This is a genomic window from Nocardia seriolae NBRC 15557, from assembly GCF_007990715.1.
Classification (GTDB): Bacteria; Actinomycetota; Actinomycetes; order Mycobacteriales; family Mycobacteriaceae; genus Nocardia; species Nocardia seriolae.
The window spans coordinates 1-23,735 of sequence record NZ_BJWY01000087.1 but is presented as its reverse complement, the minus strand read 5'-3'; the positions used below and the strand labels follow the sequence as shown (position 1 = coordinate 23,735).

21 protein-coding genes and 1 pseudogene are annotated in these 23,735 nt (G+C 68.4%); 15 read left to right on the top strand and 7 right to left on the bottom strand.

Translation table 11 applies throughout. From position 1 onward, the window contains the following. Nucleotides 1-150 precede the first annotated feature (150 nt). Entirely contained in the window at nucleotides 151-492 is a 342-nt protein-coding gene (locus NS2_RS23955; protein WP_033089614.1) for a hypothetical protein, read from the top strand. A 19-nt stretch (nucleotides 493-511) separates the two neighbouring features. Here NS2_RS23955 and NS2_RS23950 read toward each other — a convergent pair whose 3' ends face one another. After that, nucleotides 512-1,870, bottom strand: a complete 1,359-nt coding sequence (locus NS2_RS23950) for an NtaA/DmoA family FMN-dependent monooxygenase (protein WP_033089613.1) — start codon at nucleotides 1,868-1,870, stop codon at nucleotides 512-514. Then, on the bottom strand, nucleotides 1,867-2,823 hold the full coding sequence (locus tag NS2_RS23945; protein ID WP_033089612.1) for an LLM class flavin-dependent oxidoreductase: 957 nt from the start codon (nucleotides 2,821-2,823) through the stop codon (nucleotides 1,867-1,869). Before NS2_RS23945 ends, NS2_RS23950 begins: the two co-directional genes overlap by 4 nt. Nucleotides 2,824-2,993: 170 nt before the next feature. Between NS2_RS23945 and NS2_RS23940 the strand changes: the two genes are divergently transcribed. The 8 genes from NS2_RS23940 (at nucleotide 2,994) to NS2_RS23910 (ending at nucleotide 12,627) form a co-directional block, all read left to right on the top strand. After that, entirely contained in the window at nucleotides 2,994-3,905 is a 912-nt protein-coding gene (locus tag NS2_RS23940; protein ID WP_033089611.1) for a DUF8832 domain-containing protein, read from the top strand. Between the two features lie 465 nt (nucleotides 3,906-4,370). After that, the gene (locus NS2_RS23935; RefSeq protein ID WP_063897718.1) at nucleotides 4,371-5,828 is read left to right on the top strand and encodes a glycosyltransferase family 39 protein; all 1,458 of its coding nucleotides are present in this window, start codon (nucleotides 4,371-4,373) and stop codon (nucleotides 5,826-5,828) included. Nucleotides 5,829-5,870: 42 nt separating this feature from the next. Further along, nucleotides 5,871-6,242: a mannosyltransferase YkcB-related protein gene (locus tag NS2_RS36865; RefSeq protein ID WP_063865049.1), complete on the top strand. Its 372-nt coding sequence runs from the start codon at nucleotides 5,871-5,873 to the stop codon at nucleotides 6,240-6,242. A 212-nt stretch (nucleotides 6,243-6,454) separates the two neighbouring features. Further along, nucleotides 6,455-7,588, top strand: a complete 1,134-nt coding sequence (locus NS2_RS23930) for a BTAD domain-containing putative transcriptional regulator (protein ID WP_033089610.1) — start codon at nucleotides 6,455-6,457, stop codon at nucleotides 7,586-7,588. A 139-nt stretch (nucleotides 7,589-7,727) separates the two neighbouring features. Continuing rightward, nucleotides 7,728-10,319, top strand: coding sequence for an alkaline phosphatase family protein (locus tag NS2_RS23925; RefSeq protein WP_147207292.1), 2,592 nt, complete (start codon nucleotides 7,728-7,730; stop codon nucleotides 10,317-10,319). Between the two features lie 78 nt (nucleotides 10,320-10,397). After that, nucleotides 10,398-11,633 (top strand): cytochrome P450, encoded by a 1,236-nt coding sequence (locus NS2_RS23920; protein WP_033089609.1) that lies wholly within the window; start codon nucleotides 10,398-10,400, stop codon nucleotides 11,631-11,633. A 68-nt stretch (nucleotides 11,634-11,701) separates the two neighbouring features. Continuing rightward, nucleotides 11,702-12,271, top strand: coding sequence for a TetR/AcrR family transcriptional regulator (locus NS2_RS23915; protein ID WP_033089608.1), 570 nt, complete (start codon nucleotides 11,702-11,704; stop codon nucleotides 12,269-12,271). A 53-nt stretch (nucleotides 12,272-12,324) separates the two neighbouring features. Continuing rightward, complete coding sequence (locus NS2_RS23910) at nucleotides 12,325-12,627, top strand: chorismate mutase (RefSeq protein WP_033089607.1); 303 nt, start codon at nucleotides 12,325-12,327, stop codon at nucleotides 12,625-12,627. Here the strand turns inward: NS2_RS23910 and NS2_RS23905 are convergent. Continuing rightward, nucleotides 12,609-14,069: a flavin-containing monooxygenase gene (locus NS2_RS23905; RefSeq protein ID WP_033089606.1), complete on the bottom strand. Its 1,461-nt coding sequence runs from the start codon at nucleotides 14,067-14,069 to the stop codon at nucleotides 12,609-12,611. The two genes, NS2_RS23910 and NS2_RS23905, sit on opposite strands and share 19 nt — an antisense overlap. 140 nt (nucleotides 14,070-14,209) lie before the next feature. On the opposite strand from NS2_RS23905, the gene NS2_RS23900 reads away from it, so the two are divergent. After that, nucleotides 14,210-15,250: an NAD(P)-dependent alcohol dehydrogenase gene (locus NS2_RS23900; RefSeq protein ID WP_033089605.1), complete on the top strand. Its 1,041-nt coding sequence runs from the start codon at nucleotides 14,210-14,212 to the stop codon at nucleotides 15,248-15,250. On the opposite strand, the gene NS2_RS23895 is transcribed toward NS2_RS23900, so the two are convergent. Together NS2_RS23895 and NS2_RS23890 are read right to left on the bottom strand one after the other, a co-directional pair. Further along, nucleotides 15,251-16,240, bottom strand: a complete 990-nt coding sequence (locus NS2_RS23895) for an alpha/beta fold hydrolase (RefSeq protein WP_261772308.1) — start codon at nucleotides 16,238-16,240, stop codon at nucleotides 15,251-15,253. Nucleotides 16,241-16,247: 7 nt separating this feature from the next. Then, nucleotides 16,248-17,120, bottom strand: a complete 873-nt coding sequence (locus NS2_RS23890; RefSeq protein ID WP_033089604.1) for a hypothetical protein — start codon at nucleotides 17,118-17,120, stop codon at nucleotides 16,248-16,250. Between the two features lie 285 nt (nucleotides 17,121-17,405). Here NS2_RS23890 and NS2_RS23885 point away from each other — a divergent pair, with 285 nt between their 5' ends. Further along, nucleotides 17,406-18,929 (top strand): APC family permease, encoded by a 1,524-nt coding sequence (locus NS2_RS23885; protein WP_370737310.1) that lies wholly within the window; start codon nucleotides 17,406-17,408, stop codon nucleotides 18,927-18,929. A gap of 146 nt (nucleotides 18,930-19,075) precedes the next feature. Beyond that, nucleotides 19,076-19,363, top strand: coding sequence for a hypothetical protein (locus tag NS2_RS23880; RefSeq protein WP_155239163.1), 288 nt, complete (start codon nucleotides 19,076-19,078; stop codon nucleotides 19,361-19,363). A gap of 51 nt (nucleotides 19,364-19,414) precedes the next feature. Here NS2_RS23880 and NS2_RS23875 read toward each other — a convergent pair whose 3' ends face one another. Further along, entirely contained in the window at nucleotides 19,415-20,101 is a 687-nt protein-coding gene (locus NS2_RS23875; RefSeq protein WP_370737311.1) for a DUF305 domain-containing protein, read from the bottom strand. Nucleotides 20,102-20,193: 92 nt separating this feature from the next. Then, nucleotides 20,194-20,613 carry a DUF6153 family protein gene (locus NS2_RS23870; RefSeq protein ID WP_145961858.1) on the bottom strand — a complete coding sequence of 140 codons (420 nt, stop codon included), beginning with the start codon at nucleotides 20,611-20,613 and terminating at the stop codon, nucleotides 20,194-20,196. Nucleotides 20,614-20,721: 108 nt separating this feature from the next. Here NS2_RS23870 and NS2_RS23865 point away from each other — a divergent pair. The 3 genes and pseudogenes from NS2_RS23865 to NS2_RS23855 all read left to right on the top strand — a co-directional run bounded on the left by NS2_RS23865 (nucleotide 20,722) and on the right by NS2_RS23855 (nucleotide 23,730). Next, a pseudogene (locus NS2_RS23865) lies at nucleotides 20,722-21,639 on the top strand (ribonuclease Z). Between the two features lie 144 nt (nucleotides 21,640-21,783). Next, nucleotides 21,784-23,463 (top strand): DUF885 domain-containing protein, encoded by a 1,680-nt coding sequence (locus NS2_RS23860; RefSeq protein WP_033089602.1) that lies wholly within the window; start codon nucleotides 21,784-21,786, stop codon nucleotides 23,461-23,463. Nucleotides 23,464-23,490: 27 nt separating this feature from the next. Next, nucleotides 23,491-23,730: a hypothetical protein gene (locus NS2_RS23855; protein ID WP_033089601.1), complete on the top strand. Its 240-nt coding sequence runs from the start codon at nucleotides 23,491-23,493 to the stop codon at nucleotides 23,728-23,730. Nucleotides 23,731-23,735: the final 5 nt, after the last annotated feature.

Sequence of the window (23,735 nt, the reverse complement as noted above, 5' to 3'; positions counted from 1 at the left end):
CGAGAATAGGTCTTCCGAAGATTTGCCGCGCCACCATGACCCGCATTTGCCCCGTACTTTCCCCATTGCACGCCATCGATCAATCGGGGCGCGCGGATCACCGTTGAAGTCGGCACAGTTAGCGGCAAGGAACACCGTCGAGGAATAGCCATGACATCGGAACCCCACGCGATCGGATGGTTGCGGAGCGACATTTCCGGCGAACGTCAGCAATGGGACGAGGCCCGGATTCGGATGATGGCGCACCGGCTCGGCTACGACCTGCGCAAGACGGTGGTCTTCGGTCCTTGGACCGACCGACCGGTTCACCGGCTACGGGTACTGATCTCGCGGCTAACCCTGGAAGCGGTCATCGTGCCCAGCGTGGATCACTTCGAAGGAGGTTGTGTACCGGCGGAATTGGTGGCGGTCGCCGACATCATCACGGTGTCGCCGGAGAACACCTACGCCCGCTACGCGGCGGGGAATCTACCGGAGAGATTCCAGGCGTAGCGGGCGCGGCGGGTGAGTTTCAGCGCCGGGTGAGCGGCGGGCGCAGACCGAGATGTTCGCGGAGGGTTGTCCCGGTATAGCTCGTGCGGTAGGCACCGCGGTCCTGGAGTTCGGGGATCAGCAGATCCACAATCTCGTCCAGTCCGATTGGCACCCGGTACGGGGTGATATTGAAACCGTGGCTCGCGCCATGGCGGACCCAGCGGGTCAGTTCGTCGGCCACCTGCCCCGGCGTGCCCGCGAAACCGAAACGCGCCGTGAGTTCGATGGCCACCTGGCGCAGCGTCAGCCGCTTCGACTCCGCCACCGCCCGCCACTGCGCGACGATGGCCGAGCGGTCCTGCCCGTCGCGGGCCGAGCCGCGGGTGGACGAGATCACCGACGGCTCAGGATCTTCCGCGGGCAGCCGGCCGTCCGGATCCAGATGCGACAGATCCCGTCCCCACACCTGGCCCGCCAGCGAGAGCGCGGTCGCGCCGGTGATCTGCTGCTCGAGCAGCCAGCGGCGCTTGTCCTCGACCTCGGAGGCGTGCTCGGCCAGCAGGATCTGGGTGCCGGGCAGGATGCGCAGATCGTCGGCCGGGCGGCCCGTCGCGACCACGCGGGCGTGAATATCGTTCGCGAACTCGAGCGCCGCATCGAAATGGGTTCCGAAGGGGGAGAAGATGACCTCGGCCGAGGACGCCGCGAAATCGCGTCCGGCGGGGGAGACCCCGGCCTGGAAGATCACCGGATGACCCTGGGCGCTGCGCGGCACGGTCGCGGTGATGGCCACCTTGAAGTGCGCGTTGTCGCGTTCGACGGTGCGCACCGCGCGGGGATTCGGGCTCGCACCGCTCCGGCCGGGCACGAGGGCGGTCTCGGACCAGGAATCCCAGATCTCCCTTGCCAGGCTGAGGAATTCGGCCGCGCGCTCGTAGCGCTGGCGGTGATCCAGGAATCCGCCGCGCCGGAAATTCTCACCGGTCCAGGCATTGTCGGTGGTCACCACGTTCCAGCCCGCGCGCCCGCCCGACAGCACGTCCAGGCTGGCCAGCCGCCGCGCCAGATCGGCGGGCTCGTTGTAGGTGGCATTCTGGGTGGCCACCAACCCGATTCGCGAGGTGATGCCCGCCAGTGCCGCCAATTGCGTGATGGCGTCGGGCCTTCCGGCGATATCGGTGTCCAGGATCTGCCCGTCCTGCTCGCGCAGCCGCAGGCCCTCGCCCAGGAAGAAGGCGTCGAACAGGCCGCGCTCGGCGGTGGTGGCCACCCGGCGGAAGGTCTCGAAGTCGATCTGCGAACCGCTGCTGGGATCGGACCAGACGGTGTGGTGATTGACGCCCTGGAAGAAGACCCCGAAATGCACCTGGGCGTCAGGGAAGGGGACCTCGGTCATCGGGCGAGCTCCTTGGCGTAGCGGTTGGCGGGGCGAGGCAGGCCCAGGTTCGAGCGCAACGTCGAACCGGGTACCGGGCGGTGCGCGAGACCGGCGCGCAGCAGGGCGGGCAGGACATAGCGGGCGAGGACGGGCAGGTCCTCGTCGAGGACCGCGGGGCGCAGACGGACGCAGTCGGCGTAGGCGGACAGCTCGGTGAGCAGGGCGGTCAGCTCGGCGGGAGTGTCCAAGGTGACCTCGAGGTCCACCAGCACCCGCGAAACCCCTTCCGCCCGTGCGTTATCGATCGCACTCCTGGTCTCGGTGAGCGTCGCACCACTCACCAGGGCGACGTCCAGTCCCTCGGTTCCCGCTGCGCCGTAACCGAATACGACTACCTGACCTTGCGGCGGGCGCGGCACGATGGCCGGTCCCTGCACCGAGAAGGTCTCACCGATGAAGTCGATATGGTGCAGCCTGTCGCGGTTCAGGAATTTCCCGGCCGCGTAATCGCGGACGACCGCGTCGTCCTCCCACGAATCCCACAGTCGCCGTGCGACTTCGATGGCATCCACGCGTTCGCGCCGGATCTCGGCGTCGGTTTCGCGCGGGGTCGCGCCCCAGGTACGGGCGGTAGCGGGATCGTCGACGGCCAGCCAGCCCGCGCGGCCACGCGAGGCATAGTCCAGGGACGCGAGCTGCGAGGAAAGATGGAACGGCTCGGCATAGGTCGGCGCGCTCTGCGGGACCAGGCCCAGCGTGCTGGTGGTGGCCGCGACGAATCCGGCGCGGACGGTGGCATCGAGTCGTTCGCCGGGTCCGGGGCCGATGGAATCGCGGATGGTCGCGAAGGTGAATCCGGCATTCTCGGCCGCCTGCACCCGGGATCGCCACGCGGCGGGGTGGTGATCAGCCCCGTCGAGTTCGATTCCCAACGCGAACAGGCCCGTTCGGTGTTTGCTCTCGCTCGCCATAGTTGGACGATCGTCGAACCCGGGCCGCGCGGCCACGGTTGCCGTCACGGTGATCCGAACTCGGGGTCGGTGCAGTGATACAGTTCACAGCGACCCGTGTTGCATATACCCCATGGGGGTATTAACTTCATTTTCCGTAAGGCAATGAAAGCAGTTGAGAGGACGCGGAAATGACCACCCAGGCGCACACCGGACACCACGACCACGCGGCCCACAACGACCACGCTGCTCACCACGAGCATGCCGCACACGGTGCCCACGCGGCACACGATGACCATGCGGCACACGCCGATCACGCGGCGCATGCCGGCCACGATGCCCATGCCGCGCACGGCGGCCACGATGCTCACGCCGCGCACGGCGGCGGCCTGCCGGGCGGACTCCAGGTGACCCAGGACGGCTACACCCTCGAGCTGGCCCAGCAGATCGTCGCCGCGGGCGAGAGCGAATTCCGGTTCCGCATCGTGGGCCCGGATGGCCTGCCCGTCAACGACTTCGACGCCATTCACGACAAGGAACTGCACCTGATCGTGGTGCGGCGCGAGCTCACCGGCTTCTGGCACGTCCACCCGGAGCGCGCGGCCGACGGCACGTGGAGCGTCCGCCTGAACCTTCCCGAAGCGGGCGCGTACCGCGCGTTCACCGATATCAACCCGAAGGCGCTCGGCAAGACCATCACCCTCGGCGCGGATTTCGCCATCGCGGGCGATTATGCCCCGCAGACCGCGCCCGAGCCGAACCGGACTTTCACCGTCGACGGCTACGAGGTCACCCTGGACGGCGACCTGGTCCCCGGCGAGGGCCGCCTGCTCACCCTCACCGTCCGCCAGGACGGCGAGCTCGTCACCGACCTCCAGCCCTACCTGGCCGCCTACGGCCACCTGGTGATCCTGCGCGTCGGCGACCTGGCCTACGTCCACGTCCACCCGAACGGTGAGCCCGGCGACGGCGTCACCGCCCCCGGACCCGAAATCACCTTCCACACCGCGGTTCCCGGTCGTGGCACCTACCGCCTCTTCCTCGATTTCAAGCACGGCGACAAGGTCCGCACCGCCGCCTTCACCCTGCCGACCGCGAACTGACCCCGAGTCCACCGACTCGAACCGGCCGAACGGAGAAGCCATGTGCACCTATCGATGTCCCGGCAATCCGGTCGGGGCCGCCCGGTAGCCACCGCCTCCAACCGCGTGACCTGCCCATTCCGGGAGCGAGTGTTCACAGGGAACTCCCAGTCGACGTGAAGGTCGGTGGAAATCCGGGCGCTTAGGCTCCGCGCAGTCAGAGTGAACCGGGTCGGGGACAGAGGAAGGCGGGCGGCATGACGGCCAGCACCGGCGTCGAGGGCGAATCCAGGGCGACGGGAGACAGTTCCACGGGGTCGACCGGAGACGGGGTTTCCGGTGGGGGCGGTGATACGAGGGCCGTCGCCGCCGCGCCGGGCAGACCTCGCTGGGAACGTCCCGCCACCTTCGCGTTGCTGATCGCCACCGCCGCCGTCTACCTCTGGGGACTCGGCGGGGTGGGGCAACGGGTATTACGCGGCCGCCGTGCAGTCCGGGACGCAGAGTTGGAAGGCGCTGCTGTTCGCGTCGCTGGATCCGCAGAACTCGATCACCGTCGACAAGCCTCCGGCGGCCATGTGGGTGATGGGGTTGTCCGGGCGGATCTTCGGGTTCAACTCGTGGTCCATGTTCGTGCCGCAGGCGCTCATGGGTGTGGCGGCGGTGGCGCTGCTGATCGCCGCGGTGCGGCGGTGGGCGGGGCCGGTCGCCGGGCTGCTCGCGGGGGCCGGGCTGGCCGTCACACCGGTGGCGGCCATGATGTTCCGCTTCAACAATCCCGACGCGCTCATGCTCCTGCTGCTGGTGGCGGCCGCGTACTGCACGGTGCGCTCGATCGACGCACGCGGTGAGCGCTTCTGGTCGTCGAGTACCGGCTGGCTGGTGGGCGCGGGCGTGCTCATGGGCCTGGGCTTCCTGGCCAAGATGATGCAGGCGTTCCTGGTGCTGCCCGGGCTGGCGCTGGTGGTGCTGGTGGCCGGGGCGGGCGGATGGCGCACGCGCATAGGGCAATTGGCGGCCGCGGGGGCGGCGCTGGTGGTGTCGGCGGGCTGGTACGTGGCGCTGGTCGCGTTGTGGCCCAGCGGATCCCGGCCCTATATCGGCGGGTCCACCAGCAACAGCCTGTGGGAGCTGGCTGTCGGCTACAACGGCCTCGGCCGTATTTTCGGCAATCACAACAGCGGTGGTCCCAGGCCCGCGCCGACCACCATGCCCGAACCGGCGCAGCAGACCGCGGATCAGATGTCGCGCGGCAACTTCGGCGGTTTCGGTTCGCATCCGGGCCTCACCCGCCTGTTCAGCGGCGAACTTGCCACGGAATTCTCCTGGCTGCTGCCCGCCGCGCTGATCGCGCTCGTGGCCGGGCTCTGGCTGACCCGCCGCCACCCGCGCACCGACCGCATCCGCGCCGGACTGCTGCTGTGGGGTGGCTGGTTGCTGGTCACCGCCGCAGTGCTCAGCTACATGAGCCGCAGCTTCCACTCCTATTACTCGATGGAACTGGCACCCGCCATGGCCGCGCTGATCGGCATCGGCGCGACCCAATTGTGGCAGGGCCGAACGCATCTCGCGGCCCTCCTCACCCTCGCGGCGATGTCCCTGGCCACCGGCATCTGGTCGTTCGTGCTGCTGCACCGCACACCCGAGTGGCTGCCGTGGCTGCGCTGGGCCCTGATGGCGCTGGCCGTGCTCGCTGCCGCCGCCCTGCTGATCACCCCGAAGCTGCCCCGATTCGCCCTCGGCATCGGCATTTTCGCGGTGCTCGCCGGTCTGCTCGGCCCCACCGCCTACACCCTCGAGACCGTCTCCCAGGTGCACAGCGGGGGCAGCCCGACGGCAGGGCCGGTTCGTGCCGGGCGCGGCGGTGGCCCGGGCCAGTACGGCGGGAACGGCGTGACGGATCCCGCCATCATCGACCTGATCAATGGCAGCACTGCCCGATGAGCCGCCGCCGCGCAGGGTGCGCAGGATGTCAGCACCCTCGAATTGACCACCGGCAAGGCCCTGCTCGCGGTGGGCGGTTTCAGCGGCCGCGACGAATCACCGACCCTGGCCCAGTTCCAGCAGTACGTCGCCGACCACCAGATCGGCTACTACCTGGTCCGGCAGCGACAGAACGACAACGGCCAGAACAGCCCGCAGTCCGGTCAGCCGAATAATCCGCAGCCCGGCCACAACCCGCGTTCGCCCCAACAGGGCGACAACCCCCAGCAGGAGCCGGGCGGCAATCCGCAGCAGTCCGGTGGCCCGAACAACTCGGCCCCCCAGTCCTCTTCGGCGCGAATTGCTGCCTGGGTGAAGGCCAACTACCCGGCCACGACGATCGGCAATGTCGAGGTCTACAACCTGAACCCCTGACGGCCCCGCCGATTCACGAGCATGTACTGGTGTACGCACCCTCCCGCCGGACGCGTACCTCGGTGCATGCTCGTCTGTATCCGGGCGTGATGGAACGAAATCACGGTCGGGACCGACCAGCTCGGTGAGGAAATCGGTGGATGCGAGGGGCGGGGCGGACGGTGGAAAGTTACAGTGACGGGCGACATCCGAGGCCGGAGGGGAGGTCGGCAATGGGCGAGGCGCGGGCGCAGGTGGGGGTGCTCGGCCCGGTGCAGCTCACCATCGGCGGGGTGGAGCAGCAGCTGGGCGGGCCCAAACAGCGAGCCGTGCTGGCCTATCTAACGATCAATGCCAACCGGCCGGTATCCGTCGAAGCCCTGGCCAGCGCGGTCTGGGAGGACAATCCGCCGCCCGATGGCCGGGTCAGCCTGCACGCCATCGTCTCCAACCTGCGCAAGCCGCTGCGCGACGGCGGCATCGACGCCCGGAACATGCTCCAGCACATGGGCACCGGCTACCGCATCGTGGTCGAGGACACCGCCTGCGACGTCTTCCGCTTCCGTGCCCGCCGCGAGAACGGCCTGCGCGCCCTGGCCGCCGGGCGTTTCTCGGCCGCCACCGACATCCTCTCCGACGCCCTGGCCCAGTGGCGCGGCCCGGTGCTGTCGGACCTGCGCGGGCTGGGTTTCGCCGACGCCTACGCGGTGGCCCTCGACGACGAGCGCATCGGCGTCATCGAGGCCCGCGCCGAATCCGATATCGCCCAGGGCCGCGCCGAGAACGTGGTCTCCGAGCTGAACCTGCTGGTCCGCGATCACCCTCTGCGCGAATCGCTCTGGGAGCAACTGATCACCGCGCTCTACATGACCGGCCGGCAATCCGACGCGCTGGAGGCGGCCCGCCGTCTGCGCAATATTCTCGCCGAGGAACTCGGCATCGATCCGGGACACCGCATCCGGGAGCTGGAATCGCGCATCCTGCGCCAGGATCCGCTCAGCGTGCGCGCGGTCGCCGCGGCCTCGGCCACCCGCGCCACCACCATCGTGGACCGCAGCTGGCACGAGCCGCAGGCGCTGCTGCGCGACCGCTTCGGCCACGTGTACCCGGTGGTCGGCTCCACCACCCGCATCGGCCGCCTGTCCGACAACGACATCGCGCTGCCGGACGGCCGGGTCAGCCGCCACCACGCACTCATCATCGACAACGGCCACACCTGGGTGGTCAAGGACCTGCAATCCTCCAACGGCGTCTTCATCAACGGCTCACGCGTACTGGACAGCGGACTGCTCTGCGACGGCGCGCTGCTCCGCATCGGCGACACCGAGCTGGTATTCGTTCTGGTACGCGACGATGAACAGGAGTGAATCCCGCGTGACCGGTTCGCGACATCCGGAGCCAATGATTAACTGACCCTTCATTGCTGATCCCCCTCACCGCCACGAATCCCCAAGCTCGGTCGGCGATCCTCGGTGATAGCCGTTCCTATGCTCGTCAGGGGAGATCATGGATCGGAGGCGCTTTCTGAAGCATGCCGCACACCTGGGCGGCGCGGCCGGAGCCATGTCCATGCTCCCGCCCAGCCTGGTCCAGGCCTGGGCCGAACCGGCCCCACCCGGCGGGTGGGACCGCATCGAGCACGTGGTGATCCTCATGCAGGAGAACCGGTCCTTCGACCACTACTACGGCGGCATGGCCGGAGTCCGCGGCTACGCCGACCTCAATGCGCTACAACTGTCCACTGGACGCTCGGTCTTCCATCAGCCCGACGGCGGGCGCACCGTGCTGCCCTACCTCACCACGCTGCAGAACATCGACGGCACCGATCACGGAACCCGCACCGGCCATGAGGCTTTCGCCTCCGGGCGGCACGACCGGTGGATCGCCGCCAAGGGTGATGGCACCATGGTCGGCTACGACCGCGACTGCCTGGGCTTCTACTACCAGCTGGCCGAGGCGTTCACCGTGTGCGACGGTTACCACTGTTCGGTCAACGGGCCCAACGACCCCAATCGCATGTACCTGTTCACCGGGACCGTGAAAAAACCGCTGGCCCTGGACAATTTCGCGGAGTCCCTGCAAACCTCCCTGTTCGCCGACGACGCCAAACTGCGCTGGATGCGTAGCCTGCCCGTGGAGGGCATCGTGGACGCGGTGCTCGGCATGGTGCACGGCCTGACCAGCGCGCTGCCGCAGCCCGTCGCCCAGGCGCTGACCGGGCTCGTCGCCCCGCGCACCGGCAATCTGTTCATGTACGACGCGCTGCTGGGCCCCGACGCCGGGCGCTACGTCCACGAGGTGGTCTTCGGACTGCCCTGGACCACCTACGCCGAACGGCTCGAGGAGCGCGGCATCGGCTGGCGGGTCTACCAGGAATGGGACAACTACACCGACAATGCCCTGGACTTCTTCCTGCCCTTCCGCGATGCCGCGCGGGCGGCGCTGAAGTACACCAATGGCGGCGGCGGACTCGCCTTCGAGAACTTCTTCCGCTATTACGGTGACCTGCAACAGGATCCGAGCCTCGAGCCCGCCTACACCGCCGCGCTGAAGCGGGGTATGGACGAGCTGTCGCCGGGACAGCGGGCGCTGGTGGAGAAGGGGCTGCTGCGGGCGCGGTCGGGCACGCTGGTGGACTCCTTCCACACCGATGTCGCCACGGGCCGACTACCCAGGGTGTCCTGGATAGTCGCGCCCTATGTCGACTGCGAACACCCGGTGATGGGGCCGCGTAACGGTCAGGCCCTGGTCCACGGGGTGCTCGAGGCGCTCGCCGAACACCCGGATGTCTGGAACAAGACCGTCTTCATCCTCAATTACGACGAGAACGACGGCTATTTCGACCACATCCCCGCGCCCACCCCGCCGCCCGGCGCGGCCGGCGAATACTTCGGCAGCCACAATGTCGGTCTCGGCGCGCGGACTCCGGCGATCATCGTGTCGCCGTGGAGCAAACAGGCGGTCTGCTCCGAATTGTTCGACCACACCTCGGTCTTGAAGTTCCTCGAACGCGTCACCGGTGTGGCCGAGCCGAATATCAGCCCTTGGCGGCGGCAGCTGTGTGGTGACCTGTCCTCGCTGTTCGACTTCGGCGCGCGCCGCACCCTGATCGTGCCCTCCGCCGCACCCCGGGCCGAGCAGTCGATGTCCGGTGCGGCGCAACCGCTTCCGTTCGTCCAGCGGATGCCCAAGCAGCAGAGCGGACGCAAGGCGCGGGTGCCGCTGCCGTACCGGTTGCAGGCGCGCTGTGTGTCGGGCGGCACCGATTCGATCACCGTCACGATCGACAATGGCGGCACCGGGGCCGCGCACTGCACGGTGTACCCGAACGCCTTCGCCGCGGACTACACGCCCACGCGTTTCGACGTGGCCGGTGGCGGCACGGTCGGCCACGATCTTCCGGCCGTGAACGGGCGCTACGACTACACGGTCTACGGCCCGGACGGCTTCCAGCGGCGCTTCGCCGGTGACCTGCGCGGGCCGTGCGCCGCACTGCGCGTCACCGCGACGGCCGCGACCTCGGGCAAGCGGGCCCTCACCTGGTCGTTCGAGAACGGTGGGAAGCAACCGGTTTCGGTGCTCGTGGTGTCCCACGCCTACCGGCACGACGGGCCCTGGACCATCGATATCGACGCGGGCGGGACCGAGCGGCGGGAGCTGTCCTGCGAGAGCGATGCCGAGGGCGCGGGCTGGTACGACTTCGGGGTGTCGGCGAGCTCCGATGCCGGATTCCGCTGCCGGGCACGCGGTTTCGTGGAGAACGGAATGCCGGGCAGCACCGCCGATGATGCCGCGCCCTTCGATCGCCTGCTGCTGGACCGTTCCACGTACGAGCCCGGTCGCGACCTGGTCGTCAGCTACTGTCTCGCCGACGCGGTGGCCGGACATCGGCTCGAGGTCCATCCGGAGGAGTCCGCCGGGCATGTCCGGACCGTCGCGACGTCCGCCGCGGCCGCCACCCTGTCACTGGGCGACGGGGTCGGACGGGATCAGGTGGTCTTCCCGGCGCGTGGTCTGACCAGCGGAACCTACGTGCTGCGGCACCTCGATGACGCGGGCCGGTCGCTGGCCCACCCGGTCCGATTCCGCGTGCTCTAACCACTGCTCGACCGGTACATCCGGACAATTTTGCAACGCGTTCTAGACATAATCGAATATTTGTCTTACCGTCGGTTCATGAGTTCAACGGCGTCTCATGCGGTGCGATTCGAGCTACTGTCCGGGGAAACCTGGCGCGACCCGTACCCCATGTATTCCCAACTGCGCGAGCATGATCCGGTCCATCGGGTGATCCCCGAGGGGCATGAATCCGACGACTTCTACGTGCTGTCCCGCCACGCGGACGCGTACGCGGCCGCCCGGGACCCCGAGGTCTTCTCCTCGGCCTCCGGACTGACCGTCGACTACGCCGACCTGGTCTCCGCGATCCTCGGGCCGGTCAGGCCCTTCGTCTTCATGGATCCGCCCGAGCACACCGACTTCCGCCGTCGCGTTTCCCCGGGATTCACGCCGCGCCAGGTGAATTCGGTGGAGCCAGCCGTTCGGAAGTTCATCGTCGAGCGCATCGAGCGGCTGCGTGCCGTGGGCGAGGGCGACATCGTCAAGGACCTGTTCAAGCCCCTGCCCACCATGGTGGTCGCCCACTATCTCGGTGTGCCGGAACAGGATTGGGACAAGTTCGACGGCTGGACCGAGCGCATCGTGGGCGGCGCGGTCGAGGGGGCCGGGCTGGCCGCGGGCGGACAGGACGGCTTCACCGCGGTCGGCGAGCTGGCCGCCTACTTCGCCGAACTCATCGAGCGCCGCCGCGTCGAACCCGGCGACGACACCATCTCCCACCTGCTCGCCTCCGGCCTCGGCGCGGACGGCGACAACGAGGGCATCGTCGCCATCCTCGGCTTCGCCTTCACCATGATCACCGGCGGCAATGACACCACCACCGGAAACCTCGGCGGCGCGGTGCAATTGCTCACCGCCAACCCCGGCCAGCGCCGCCTGCTGGTGGACGATCCCGCGCTCATCCCCGACGCCATCGAGGAGTTCCTGCGCATGACCTCCCCGGTGCAGGGCCTGGCCCGCGCCACCACCCGGGACGTGGAGCTGCACGGCGTCACCATTCCGGCGGGCCGCAAGGTGCTGCTGCTCTACGGCTCGGCCAATCGCGACGAACGCGAATTCGGCCCCACCGCGGCCGAACTCGACGTGCGCCGCAACCCCAAGCGCATCATGACCTTCAGCCACGGCCACCACCACTGCCTGGGTGCGGCCGCCGCCCGCATGCAGGCCCGCGTGGCGCTGGAGGAACTGCTCTCCCGCTGCCCCGATTTCACCGTCGATATCGACAATGTCCAGTGGTCGCACGGCAACTACGTGCGCTGGCCGGTCTCGGTCCCGTTCCGGGCGACGGCCTAGGGTGAACGAGCGGATCCGGCGGCCACCCCGCCGTCGGACCCGCCAGCAGAGCGAAGGAGGGACCGGGCATGAGCCGGGACTGGCTGGCCGATGACCGCGCCGACCTGGCCGCCGAACGGATTCTGGACGCCGCCGCGCAGTTGTTCGCCGACCGCGGCGTCACCGCCGTCGGCATGGGCGATATCGCCAAGGCCGCCGGGTGTTCGCGCGCCACCCTCTACCGCTACTTCGACAACCGGCAGGCTGTGCGGATCGCGTTCGTGCACCGCGAGACCCGCCGCATGGCCGCCCGGGTCTTCGCCGAGGTCGAGGCCATTGCGGACCCGGGCGAGCGGGTGGTGTCGGCCATGCTCGGGGCGGTCCGGGCGGTGCGCGCCGAACCCACGCTGATCGCCTGGTTCCGGGCGGGGGAGTCGGGTCCGGCCGGGGAGATCAGCCAGGACTCGGCCGTCATCGAATCCATTGCCGCGGGGCTGTTCACGCAGGCCGACCTGACCGACGGCGAGCGCGGCCGCCTGGCCCGCTGGCTCACCCGGATCAGCGTCTCGCTGCTGTCGGCCCCCGGACGCGACGAGGACGACGAACGCGCCATGCTGGAGGAGTTCGTCGTCCCCGTCGCCCTGCGCGCCTTCGCCTGAGCGGCGCGCCCACGCCGAACCGACCGGCATCGGCTCGGCTAGATTCACTCCCCGTGTCCGCTCCGCAAACGCTCGCCGAAGTCCGCACCGGCATCGATGAACTGGACGGTGAGCTGATCCGCCTGCTCGCGTCCCGTCAGGAATTGGTCCGGGCCGCCGCCACCTTCAAGTCCGACGAACAGGCCGTTCGCGCACCCGACCGAGTCGAGCAGGTAGTCGCCCTCGCCCGCACGCGCGCCGCGGCCGAGGGCTTGGAACCCACTGTCGCCGAGGCGGTTTGGCGCGCCATGAGCTCGGCCTTCATCGCTCTCGAACTGACCGAGCACGCCGCGCGCGGTCAGCGGGCGACCCGCTGACCGATCAGCTCGTAGTCCACCGGATCGGGGGTGGCGCGAATCAGCTTCTCGTACGCGTTCGGCGTCCACGGCCACAGTTCCGGCATCCCGTCCTTGCCCAGGTACCAGCTCTTGCAGCCGGTGGTCCACACCGTGCTCGGGGCGGCCGCGCGCATGCGGGCGTTGTAGCGGTCGGTGGCCGCGCGGGTGGGGGCCACGCTCGCGAATTCGCCTCTGCCCCAGCGTTTCAGCCAGCTCACTATGCGCGCGGACTGGGCCTCGGCGACCGCGGTGATGGGGTGATTGGCGAACGGGCTGTGCGGGCCGATCAGCATGAACAGATTGGGGAAGTCCGGCATCATGACGCCCTCGAAGGCGCGCGGGCCGTCCGCCCACGCCTGGTCCAGGGTGCGGCCCGCGGTGCCGGTGATCGCCATCGGACGCATGTAGGCGTGCGAGTCGAAACCCGTTGCCAGCACGATGATGTCGAGCTCGTACAGACGGCCGTCGGAGGTGACGACACCGCGTTCCTCGATGTGGTCGATGCCTTCGGTGACCAGCTCGGCGTCGGGGTGCTGGATCGCCTTGTAGAAGCGATCCGACACCACCAGCCGCTTGCACATGGCGGTGTAGTCAGGCGTCAGCTTGCGGCGCAGTTCGGGATCCTCGACCGACCGCAGGTTTCGCTCCACCACCCACTGCACCAGCTGCCGGACCCGGCCGGGATGCACCAGGGCCTGTGAGAACACCGCGAAGAAGCCTCGATTGAGGTGGTAGCTGGCCTTGCCGAGCGCCGGAATCCGGCGGTAGAGCAGCCGCCCCAGCCGCGAGTAGGGCCGGTTCACCGTGGGCAGGATCCACTGCGGAGTGCGCTGGAACAGTACGACTTCGGGCACCTTCCCGGCCAGTGCGCTCACCAGCTGGGTGCCCGTCGAACCGGTCCCGATGATGCCGACCCGCTTGCCGGTCACATCCACGTCGTGATCCCAGCGCGCCGAATGCATGACCACGCCGCCGAACTCGTCGAGCCCCGCGATGGCGGGCCGGTTCGGGTGCACCAGGAAACCGGTGGCGCACACGACGAAATCGACCGGATCGGTGGTTCCGTCGGAGAGCTCGACCCGCCAGCCGGTGTCGGTGAACTCCGCGGCGGTGACCGTGGTGCCGAACCGCGTGTGTCGCTCCAGCCCGTACTGCCGTGCCACTCCGATCAGATACTTCTCGATCTCCGGCCCGGTCGGATACAGCTGCGTCCATTCGGGATTCATAGCGAACCGGAATTGGTAGTACCGCGAGGGCACGTCGCACACCAGGCCGGGGTAGGTGTTGTCACGCCAGGTGCCACCGCAGTCCGCACCCTTCTCGTAAATGGTGAAATCGGTGAAACCCGCCTGCCGCAACGCGACTGCCATGCAGATCCCGGAGATTCCGGCGCCCACGATGGCGATTCTCGGACTGCTCATGGGACGGGAGCCTAGACACGTGTCTCTGCCGGAGGGAAGAGGTTTCGCCAAATCGGTAGACATTCCGTCATTCGCTAGACATCATGTATAGCGAATGTTACCTTGTGCCTTGGATCACAAGCTCGAGGCAAGGAAGCACGATGCGCGCACTCCAGTGGACCGGCCCGGAAAAGGTGCAGATCAATGACATCCCGGTACCCGAAATCGGACCCACCGACCTGCTGTTGAAGGTCGGTGCGGCGGGCGTCTGCCACTCGGACCTGACCCTGGTGAACTTCCCCTACCAACTGCGCGAAGACCCGCTCACCCTCGGCCACGAGATCGCGGGCACCATCGAGGCCATCGGCTCGGATGTGGCCGGCCGGGAGATCGGCGAACGCGGGCTGGTCTACCTGTTCTGGACCTGCGGGGTCTGCCGCGAATGCGTCAGCGGCAATGAAAACGTCTGTCTCGCAGCCGGTCGCGTCGCCATGCCGCCCTGCCCGGGCCTGTCCATCGAGGGCGGCATGGCGGAATACGTGCGCATTCCGGCCACCTCGTTCGTGCCCATCGGGGACCTGGACTTCGTGCAGGCGGCACCCGTCGCGGACGCGGCGCTCACCGCCTACCACGCGATTCGGGGCGCGAAGGAGAATCTGCGGCCCGGCGGGACCGTGGTCGCGATCGGCATCGGCGGCCTCGGGCACGTGGCGGTGCAGATCCTGCACGCCATTTCGGGCGTGCGGGTGATCGCGGTCGATCAGGCGCAGGAGAAGCTGGACCTGGCCGCGGACTGCGGCGCGGAGCTCGGCTTCCTCTCCGGCGACGACACCGCCGGGCAGATCCTCGACCTCACCGGCGGGCGCGGCGCGGACGCCGTGTTCGACTTCGTCGGCGTCGACGCCACCGCGCGACTCGCCTGCGAGACCGTCGCTCCCAACGGGGCCTATCGCATGGTCGGAATCGGCGATGGCGCACCGGAAATCACCGCCGGGCCCGCCGGTGGCCCCGGTCTGCCCTGGGGTGCGACCGTGCGGAAGTCGCTCGGCGGCACCCGCGGCGACCTCTACGACTGCGTGGCCCTCGCCCAGGCGGGCAAGATCCACATGGAGGTCGAACGCTTCGACCTCGTCGACGGTCCGGAAGCCCTGCGCCGCTTGGACGCCGGGCAGATCCGGGGGCGTGCGGTGCTGGTGCCCTGATCAGGAACCGGATTCGATCTCGCCGAGGAATTTCGCGACCCGCGCCGCGATCTCGTCCGGGAACTCGCCGTTGATGGCGTGCGAGGCCTCCGGCCACACCTCGAACTGCCCGCCGGGCAACAGCTTTCGCGCCCGTTCCACCGTCTTGCGCGCATTCTGCACAATGCTGCGCCCCGCGTAGATGCCGAGGAACGGCATGGCGAGCGCCGAAAGCCGTTCCTCGGCGGGCCGTTTCGTCATCGGCAGGTACGCCGCGAAATCCTTCATCCCGGAGGCGATCAACCGACCCTCGGGCAGCTCCTCCGGCGCGGACACCCCGCCGGAGATCCAGCTCAGCAGCTTGTTGCGCCATTTGTCCGGCATGCCCGGCAGCACCGACCCCAGCGATACGGTGATCATCTTCCAGGTCACCCCGCCGAACACGAACGGTGAATCCAGGATCACGAGCGAGGCCACCCGCTCCGGATGGTGCACCGCCAGATTCACCGCCGACCACCCGCCGATCGACACCCCCATCACATGCACCGGCCGAGAATCCAACTCCGCCAACGCCTCCGACAGCCAAGCCGCCTGATCGGCATTGTCGGTGAGCGGCTCGGACTGCACACTCCACCCCGGCTCACCCAGCAGATCCAGCGTGATGATCGGCCGCACCGCCAGCAGCCCCGGTAGGTTCGCCGCCCACATCGGCGTAGCGGCCTGTCGCCCCGGCAACAACACCAGCGGCGTGCCCTCCCCCTCCCCCTCCCCGAACCGATACGCCCGCACCGTCCCGAAACTGGTTGCCACATCGATGGTCTCGCGCATCGGCGGCAGGTTCTCGAACCCGTCCCGATACGCCGCCGCATACCGCCGATACCCCGCCGTCTCGCGGAAGTAGCCGACCCTCTTGCCCTTGAACTTCGGACCCACGTTGCTCTCGGGAAACTCGACCATGGTTCCCAGGCTAATCTGCCGCGCACGGGCGGGCTCCCACCCGATACCGGCCATCACGTCGTCACTGCAATCCCGTGATGCGGCGTTGGAGCCAGCGGCGGGATTCGGCGTCGCGGGCGTGGCGGAGGATTTTGCGGCGGGCGGCGGGGGAGAGGGCGGCCAGTAGGTGGGCCAGCCGGTTTCGGGTGTCCCAGCTGAGGAGATAGCGGACCGCGCCCGCGGTGGCGGTGTCGTCCGCCAGGTCCACCGCGGTGGCGAAGTCGGCGAGGGATTCCAGGTCCAGGAATTGGGCCGGGATGCGTTCGTGGGTGGGGTGACCCGAGTACGCGCCGGTGCCCGCGGCATACCAGGTGCACAGGCACAGGACCCGGTCGAGCGGGTGGGGGTGGGATACCAGCAGAATGGCGCGGACCTCGGCGATCTGGGGTGCGGTCAGGCCGCCGCCGGTGCGGGAGGTGTCGAGGAAGAGAGTGGCGTAGGGGGCGAGGGCGGCGGGGATCTCGGCCACCCAGCGGCGGGCGGTACGGTCGGCCTCGGCCTGGCGCTGCTCGGCGGCGCGGAACTCGCGCAGCGGACTCGAGACTCCGCGCACCGCAAGCCATTCCAGCGAGCGCACGCCGTCGGCGAGCAGGGCGTCCTGCGGCCAGCCGTCCCAGCGAATCGAACAGCCGTGGTGCAGGGTCACGGTGGTGAGGGGCCGCTCGGCCGCGCCGAAGAAGTCCAGGGCCACATCGCCCCAGCACATGCACACGAATCCGGGCAGATCGGCGATGCGCAGCGCCTCCCGCAGCGCCCGCACGGCAACCGGGTCCCGCTCTTCCAGCAGGGTGCGGGTGTCGCCCGGCATCTCGCGCACCCGGACACCGCGCGCCCGCGTCAGCACCCGATCCAGCGCGCCCGGATCGCCGCCGGTGGACGGTCCCCCGAAAACCATACCGAAACATTAATCCGACCCGCCGGTCCCCGGCGTGGCGTCGACGCGGCACGCGGACGCATTATCGATGCCCACAAGGTTGCTGAACTGGTACGTACCAGCTGGTGATACGGTTCCGTGTGACGCCGATAACCCGGACTCCGACCCGAGTCCGATCGCAGTGACGGGGCTGGAACCAGCGAGTCTTTCTGCAGGCCACCAGCGAAAGTGCACCGACCGGGAGCTGGACTGTGGCTGACCGGTGAAAACTGCATTGTTGCCGAGAAGCCAGATATAGGAGAGACAGTGGCGATATCGGACTCCCAGCGGGACGCCGTCGGTCCCGCTGCCGGCCGCACCAGCGGACTGTTCCGCACCAAGAGCGTCGAACAGTCGATCCGGGACACCGACGATCCCGATGCCAAACTCCGCAAGGACCTGACCTCGTGGGACCTCACCATCTTCGGTGTCGCGGTCGTGGTCGGCGCGGGCATCTTCACCCTCACCGCGCGTACCGCGGGCAACATGGCCGGACCCGCGGTCTCGCTGGCCTTCGTGTTCGCCGCCGTGGCCTGTGGCCTGGCCGCGCTCTGCTACGCCGAATTCGCCTCGACCGTCCCGGTCGCCGGTTCCGCGTACACCTTCTCCTACGCCACCTTCGGTGAGCTCATCGCCTGGATCATCGGCTGGGACCTCGTTCTCGAATTCGCGCTCGGCACTTCGGTGGTGGCCAAGGGCTGGTCGCAGTACCTGGGCACGGTCATGGGCGGGCACCAGCCCATCTGGCACTTCGGTTCGGTCAAGTTCGACTGGGGCGCGGTGCTGCTGATCGCCGTTCTCGGCGTGCTGCTGGCCATGGGCACCAAGCTGTCCTCGCGCGTGTCGGCCGTGGCGGTCGCCATCAAGCTGGCCGTCATCGCGCTGGTGGTCGTGGTCGGCGCGACCTACTTCAAGGCCTCGAACCTGAAGCCGTTCATTCCCGAGTCGGTCCCCAATGCGGACGGCGGCGCCGCGGGCAAGTGGCAGCAGACCCTGTTCCAGCTGGTCACCGGCGGCGGCAACAGCCACTTCGGCTGGTACGGCCTGCTGGCGGCGGCGTCGATCGTGTTCTTCGCCTTCATCGGCTTCGACGTGGTCGCCACCGCCGCCGAGGAGACCAAGGATCCGCAGCGCAATGTGCCGCGCGGCATCCTGGGCTCGCTGGCCATTGTGACCGTGCTGTACGTGGTGGTCTCGCTGGTGCTCACCGGCATGGTGTCCTACAAGGACCTGCAGGGCGAGAACGCCACGCTGGCAACGGCTTTCGCCATTCACGGCGTGACCTGGGCCAAGAACATCATCTCCATCGGCGCGCTGGCCGGTCTGACCACCGTCGTCATGGTGCTGTTCCTGGGCCAGACCCGCGTGCTGTTCGCGATGTCCCGCGACGGGCTGATGCCGCGCAAGCTGGCGCACACCGGATCCAAGGGCACGCCGGTGCGGATCACCGTCATCGTCGGTGTCGTCTGTGCGCTGCTGGCCGGCTTCGTGGACTTCGGCCCGCTGGAGGAGATGGTCAATATCGGCACGCTGTTCGCGTTCGTGCTGGTGTCCATCGGCGTGGTGGTGCTGCGCAAGTCGCGGCCGGACCTGAAGCGCGGATTCCGGGTGCCGCTGGTGCCGCTGGTCCCGATCCTGTCCGTGATCGCGTGCGCGTGGCTGATGTTCAACCTGTCGGTGGAGACCTGGGCGCGGTTCGTCATCTGGATGGGGCTGGGCCTGATCGTGTACTTCCTCTACGGACGGCGGCACTCGCTGCTGGCTCTCCGGGCAGACAAATCCGGTAGCTGATCGGCTGCTCGAGTTCGGTGCTGGTGGTGTGTCGTCACTCGACACCCCGGCGGAATGCGGTTCAATTGCTCTGAATAGTGAGAGTTGTGCCACAAGTTCCGCCCACCAGCACCGATTCAGCATCCCGAGAGGAACCGATCGTGAGCATGCTCCTCGCCGTGCATGACGCCTACACCACGGTTGTCGCGCAGATCGGCAACCCGACCCCGGAGACGCCTCCGGTGGCGGACAAGCTGATGAAGCTGGTCCGCTACTGCACCTGGTTCACCATGCTCTCGGGCGTCACCGCCATCACCTACGGCGGTGGCCGGTTCGCCTGGGAGAAGTGGAGCGGCGGCGGCCTGGAGTCACCGAAGATGGTGGCCGGGGCCATGATCGGCGGCGCGACCGCCACCAGCGCCGGGACGATCATGAACGCCGTCATAGGCAGCTGATCGTCGAAACGGGTGCGCCGGAAAACCGGCGCACCCGTTCGCGTTTCCGGCCTAGTCCTGGCCCAGCATGGTGTTCATCTGGGCGATCTCCTGCTGCTGCGCGGTCACGATGGACTGCGCCAGCGCCTTGGCGTCGGCATTGCTGCCCTGCGCCAGTTCGGTATTCGCCATGGTGATCGCGCCCTGGTGGTGCTGGATCATCATCTGCATCCACAGCTTGTCGAACTCCGCGCCGGACATGCCCTGCAGCTTGGTCATCTGATCCATCGACATCATGCCCGGCATGTCATGGCCCATCTGCGTGCTCGGGGCGGGCTTGCCGAAACTCGCCAGCAGCGTGGTGATCTGCTGCATCTCCGGGGACTGCGCCTGCTCGACGGCCTTGGCCAGGGTGATCAGCTGCTGGTTCTGCGAGCGGCTCGGGACCAGTTTCGCCATCTCCACGGCCTGCGCGTGATGCGGATACATCATGTCCAGGAACGTCACGTCGGCGTCATTGAAATCGCTGCGGGCGGCCTGCGTGGAGGTGCTGGTGCCGCCCATGCCGGGCATATTGCCGTGATCCATGCCGGGCATGGACGCGACGGAGGTGGTCGAGGTCCTCGACGCGGCGGAATTGCCGCCGTCATTGTTGCTGCAACCCGCGGCCAGCAGGGCGGTGGCGGAGGTGACGGCGATCAGGGCGAGCTTGGTACGGGTGCCGAACATGGTTGTGCCGAACATGGTTGTGCCGAACATGGTTGAACTCCTTGGGGATCGGTGGCGAATCGGGAAAAGGGCATGCGAAAACCCGCGTCCGCGTGTGAGATACGCGCGGCAGCGGCGGCCCATCAGATCCGCAGAATCGCCAGTTCGGCCAGGGAGAGCACCGTCCACGGCGGGGGGCGGGCATTGCTCGCGCGCGGGTGGCGCGGTTTCGTGGCGGCGGCGTCGCGATTGCCGAGACCGACCCGGGCCAGCAGGGCCAGACCGAGTCTGAGCAGCAGCGCGGTGAGCACGAACAGGCAGCCGTGCATTCCGGCGTGACCGCTGTCGCAGTCGCCGCCACAGCCGGGCATGAACGCGCCCTGATCCTGGTTCATGACCATCGCGGCGGGCGCGAGCATGGCGTGATCGGAGTGCTCGCGGCCGGTGGCAGGCCCGTCGCTCATGCCCAGCACGAGCGCGTGCATGGCCACGATCCCGGCCATGAGCGCGAGCAGCCCGAAGGCCCGGATGAACCGGGTGCCTCGCGACTGCTGTTCGACCACGACGGCCATCCTACCCGCCCGGACCGGATACCCCCTGTCGGTATTGTCGCGGGACGCGCCCGGTTCGCCACCGCGAGGATCGGCGGGGCGGGCGGTAGCCTGACGGCCGTGTCACAGCGCGAACTGGTCATCCTGGGAACGGCCAGCCAAGTACCGACCAAGCAGCGCAATCACAATGGCTACCTGCTGCGCTGGGATCGGGAAGGGCTGCTGTTCGACCCGGGGGAGGGCACCCAGCGGCAGATGAGCTTCGCGGGCGTGGCGGCCAGCGGGATCACCCGCATCTGCATCACCCACTTCCACGGCGACCACTGTTTCGGTCTGCCCGGGGTGCTGGGCCGGATCAGCCTCGACGGCGCGCTGCATCCGGTGGACGTCTATTTCCCGGCGTCCGGGGAGGTCTTCTACGAGCGGCTCATCGACTCCTCGGCACACAATCGCCAGGTCGAGCTGGAACCGCATCCCATCGGCGAGAATGGCGAACTGCCGCCGCCCGGGGCCGATTTCACCCTGCGCGCCGCCCGGCTGTCGCATCCGGTGGAGACCTTCGGCTACCGGCTCGACGAACCCGACAGCCGGCGCTTCGTGCCGGAGCGGCTGCGTGAGCTGGGCCTGTCCGGCCCGGTCGTCGGCGAGTTGCAGCGGCGCGGCGAGGTTCGGGTCGGCGACCGGACCGTCACCCTCGACGAGGTGAGCGAGTAGCGGCCGGGGCAGAGTTTCGCGTTCGTCATGGATACCCGGCTGTGTGACGGGGTCTACGACCTGGCGCGGGGTGTGGACATGCTGGTCATCGAGTCCACCTTCGTCGATGCCGACGAACAGCTGGCCGTCGAGTACGGCCACCTGACCGCCGGGCAGGCCGCGCGGGTCGCCGCGGAGGCCGGGGTCCGCACCCTGGTCCTGACCCATTACTCGCAGCGCTACCGCAGCCTCGAGCAGCATTCGGCCGATGCCCGAGCGCATTTCGACGGTGAGATCGTGATCGCCGAGGATCTGATGCGGATCCCGGTGCCGCCGCGGCGCTGACATCGGGCGAGAAGGCCATAATGGTTTGCGGCCCGTCTCGTTCTGGACTGAGCGGAGCCGGGGGAGCGAAGCGGAGGAGGCGGAGTGAGGGAAGAACGAGACCTCCAGGGCCGCAAACCCGCCCGGAGCGAAGCGGAGGGCAGATTGAACACAGCACACGGGGAACTCATCGCACTCGCCGACCGGTACTGGGACGCCATGCTGGAGTCCGCGCCGAGCGCGGCGACGCTGTTGGGGGACAGGCGATTCGACGATCGGATCGAGGATCTGTCGGTCCCGGCGGAGGAGCGGTTGCTGGCGACGTGGCGGAGGCTGCTCACCGAGGTGGATGCCTTGGACGCGGATCGGCTGAACGATGAGGATCGCACCACGCGGAGCCTGTTGCGGACCGAATTGGCTTCCGGGATGGCACATCTGGAGTGGCGGCCGGTGGAGCTGGCGTCGGATCAGATGACCGGGGTGCATGCGGAGATGCTGACGATGGCGTCTCAGTTGAATGCGCCCGCGCCGGAGAACGCGCTGGCGCTGCTGCGGCGGTTTCGGCAGTTCGGGACGCTGATGGGGCAGGCTGCGGAGCGTTTCCGGGCCGGGCTGGCCGCCGGGCGCACGCCCGCGCACATCGCCATCGAACGGTCGATCGGGCAGGTGGATGGTTACCTGGACTCCGACCCGGCCGCGGACCCGTTTGCCACCATGGCCGGACCGTCGGGGTGGGACGGTGAAACCGCTTGGCGCGCAGAGTTGGCCGAGATCGTCCGGGAGGTGATCCGGCCCGCCTTCGCGGCCTATCGCGAGGTGCTCGCGCGCGAGCTCGAACCCGTGGCCCGGCCCGACGAGCGGCCGGGGTTGTGCTGGCTGGGGGATGACGGCGCGGATATCTATCGGCGGCTGCTGGGTCGCCACACCACCCTGCCAGACCTCGGCGCGGACGAGATCCACCAATTGGGGCTGGACGAATTGGCCCGGCTGCGCGGCGAATACGAGCAGGTGGGCGGTCGGCTGTTCGGGCTGACCGAACAGACGGCCGTGTTCGCCCGACTGCGCGAGGATCCGGCGCTGCGGTACGGCGCGGGGGAGGAGATCATGGCCGATGCGCGCGGGTACCTGGCGGCCGCCGAGGCCGAGATGGGTAACTGGTTCGGGCGGCTGCCGCGGCAGTCGTGCGGGATCTTCCCGGTTCCCGACTTCCTGGCCGCGGCCGCTCCCGCCGCGTACTACTTCACTCCGGCGGCCGACGGGTCCCGTCCCGGGGCCTACTACGTGAACCTGCGGGAACCCAAGAGCCGCAACCGATACGAGACCGCGGCGGTCGCCTATCACGAGGCCATTCCGGGGCATCATCTGCAGCTCACCATCGCCAATGAACTGGACCATCTGCCTGCCTTCCAGCGGATGTCGTTCTCCAACACCGCCTTCGTGGAGGGGTGGGCGCTCTACACCGAGCGGCTCGCCGACGAAATGGGGCTGTACCCGGACGATTTGACCCGCATCGGGATGCTTGCGGCCGATTCGTGGCGGTCCTGCCGACTGGTGGTGGACACCGGTCTGCACGCCAAGGGGTGGACCCGTCAGCAGGCCATCGATTTCATGGCCGCCAGCGTCCCCGTCGGGCTCGAGGAGATCACCGTCGAGATCGACCGGTACATCGCCATGCCCGGGCAGGCGGTCGCCTACAAGGTCGGCCAACTCGAAATCCGCCGCCAGCGCGCCGAAGCCACCTCGCGGCTGGGAAGCGCCTTCGACATCAAGGCCTTCCACGACCGCATCCTCGGCTCCGGCTCGGTCAGCCTCCCGGTGCTGCGGGAGCTGGCCGGTTCGCTCTGAGCCGACGCTCGTGGGTACGAGGTTCGTGTGTATTTCCTTTTGAGCGCCGTGGTGATTGTGGCCGTCGGGGCCATTTCCGCGGCGGGGGTGTCGGCGGCTGGGCGGGAGGGGGTTCGGGTGTGGGTGCGGCGGAGCGGCTTTCAGGTGCTGGTGTTGCTGGCCTGGGCCGCGTTCGTGCTCGCCGCGCTAGGCGCCGTCTTGTTTGTGGTTGGGACGCTGCTGCATTTCATGGAGGGGGGTTGGTTTGTTGATCCGATCGATCACTAGTGTCG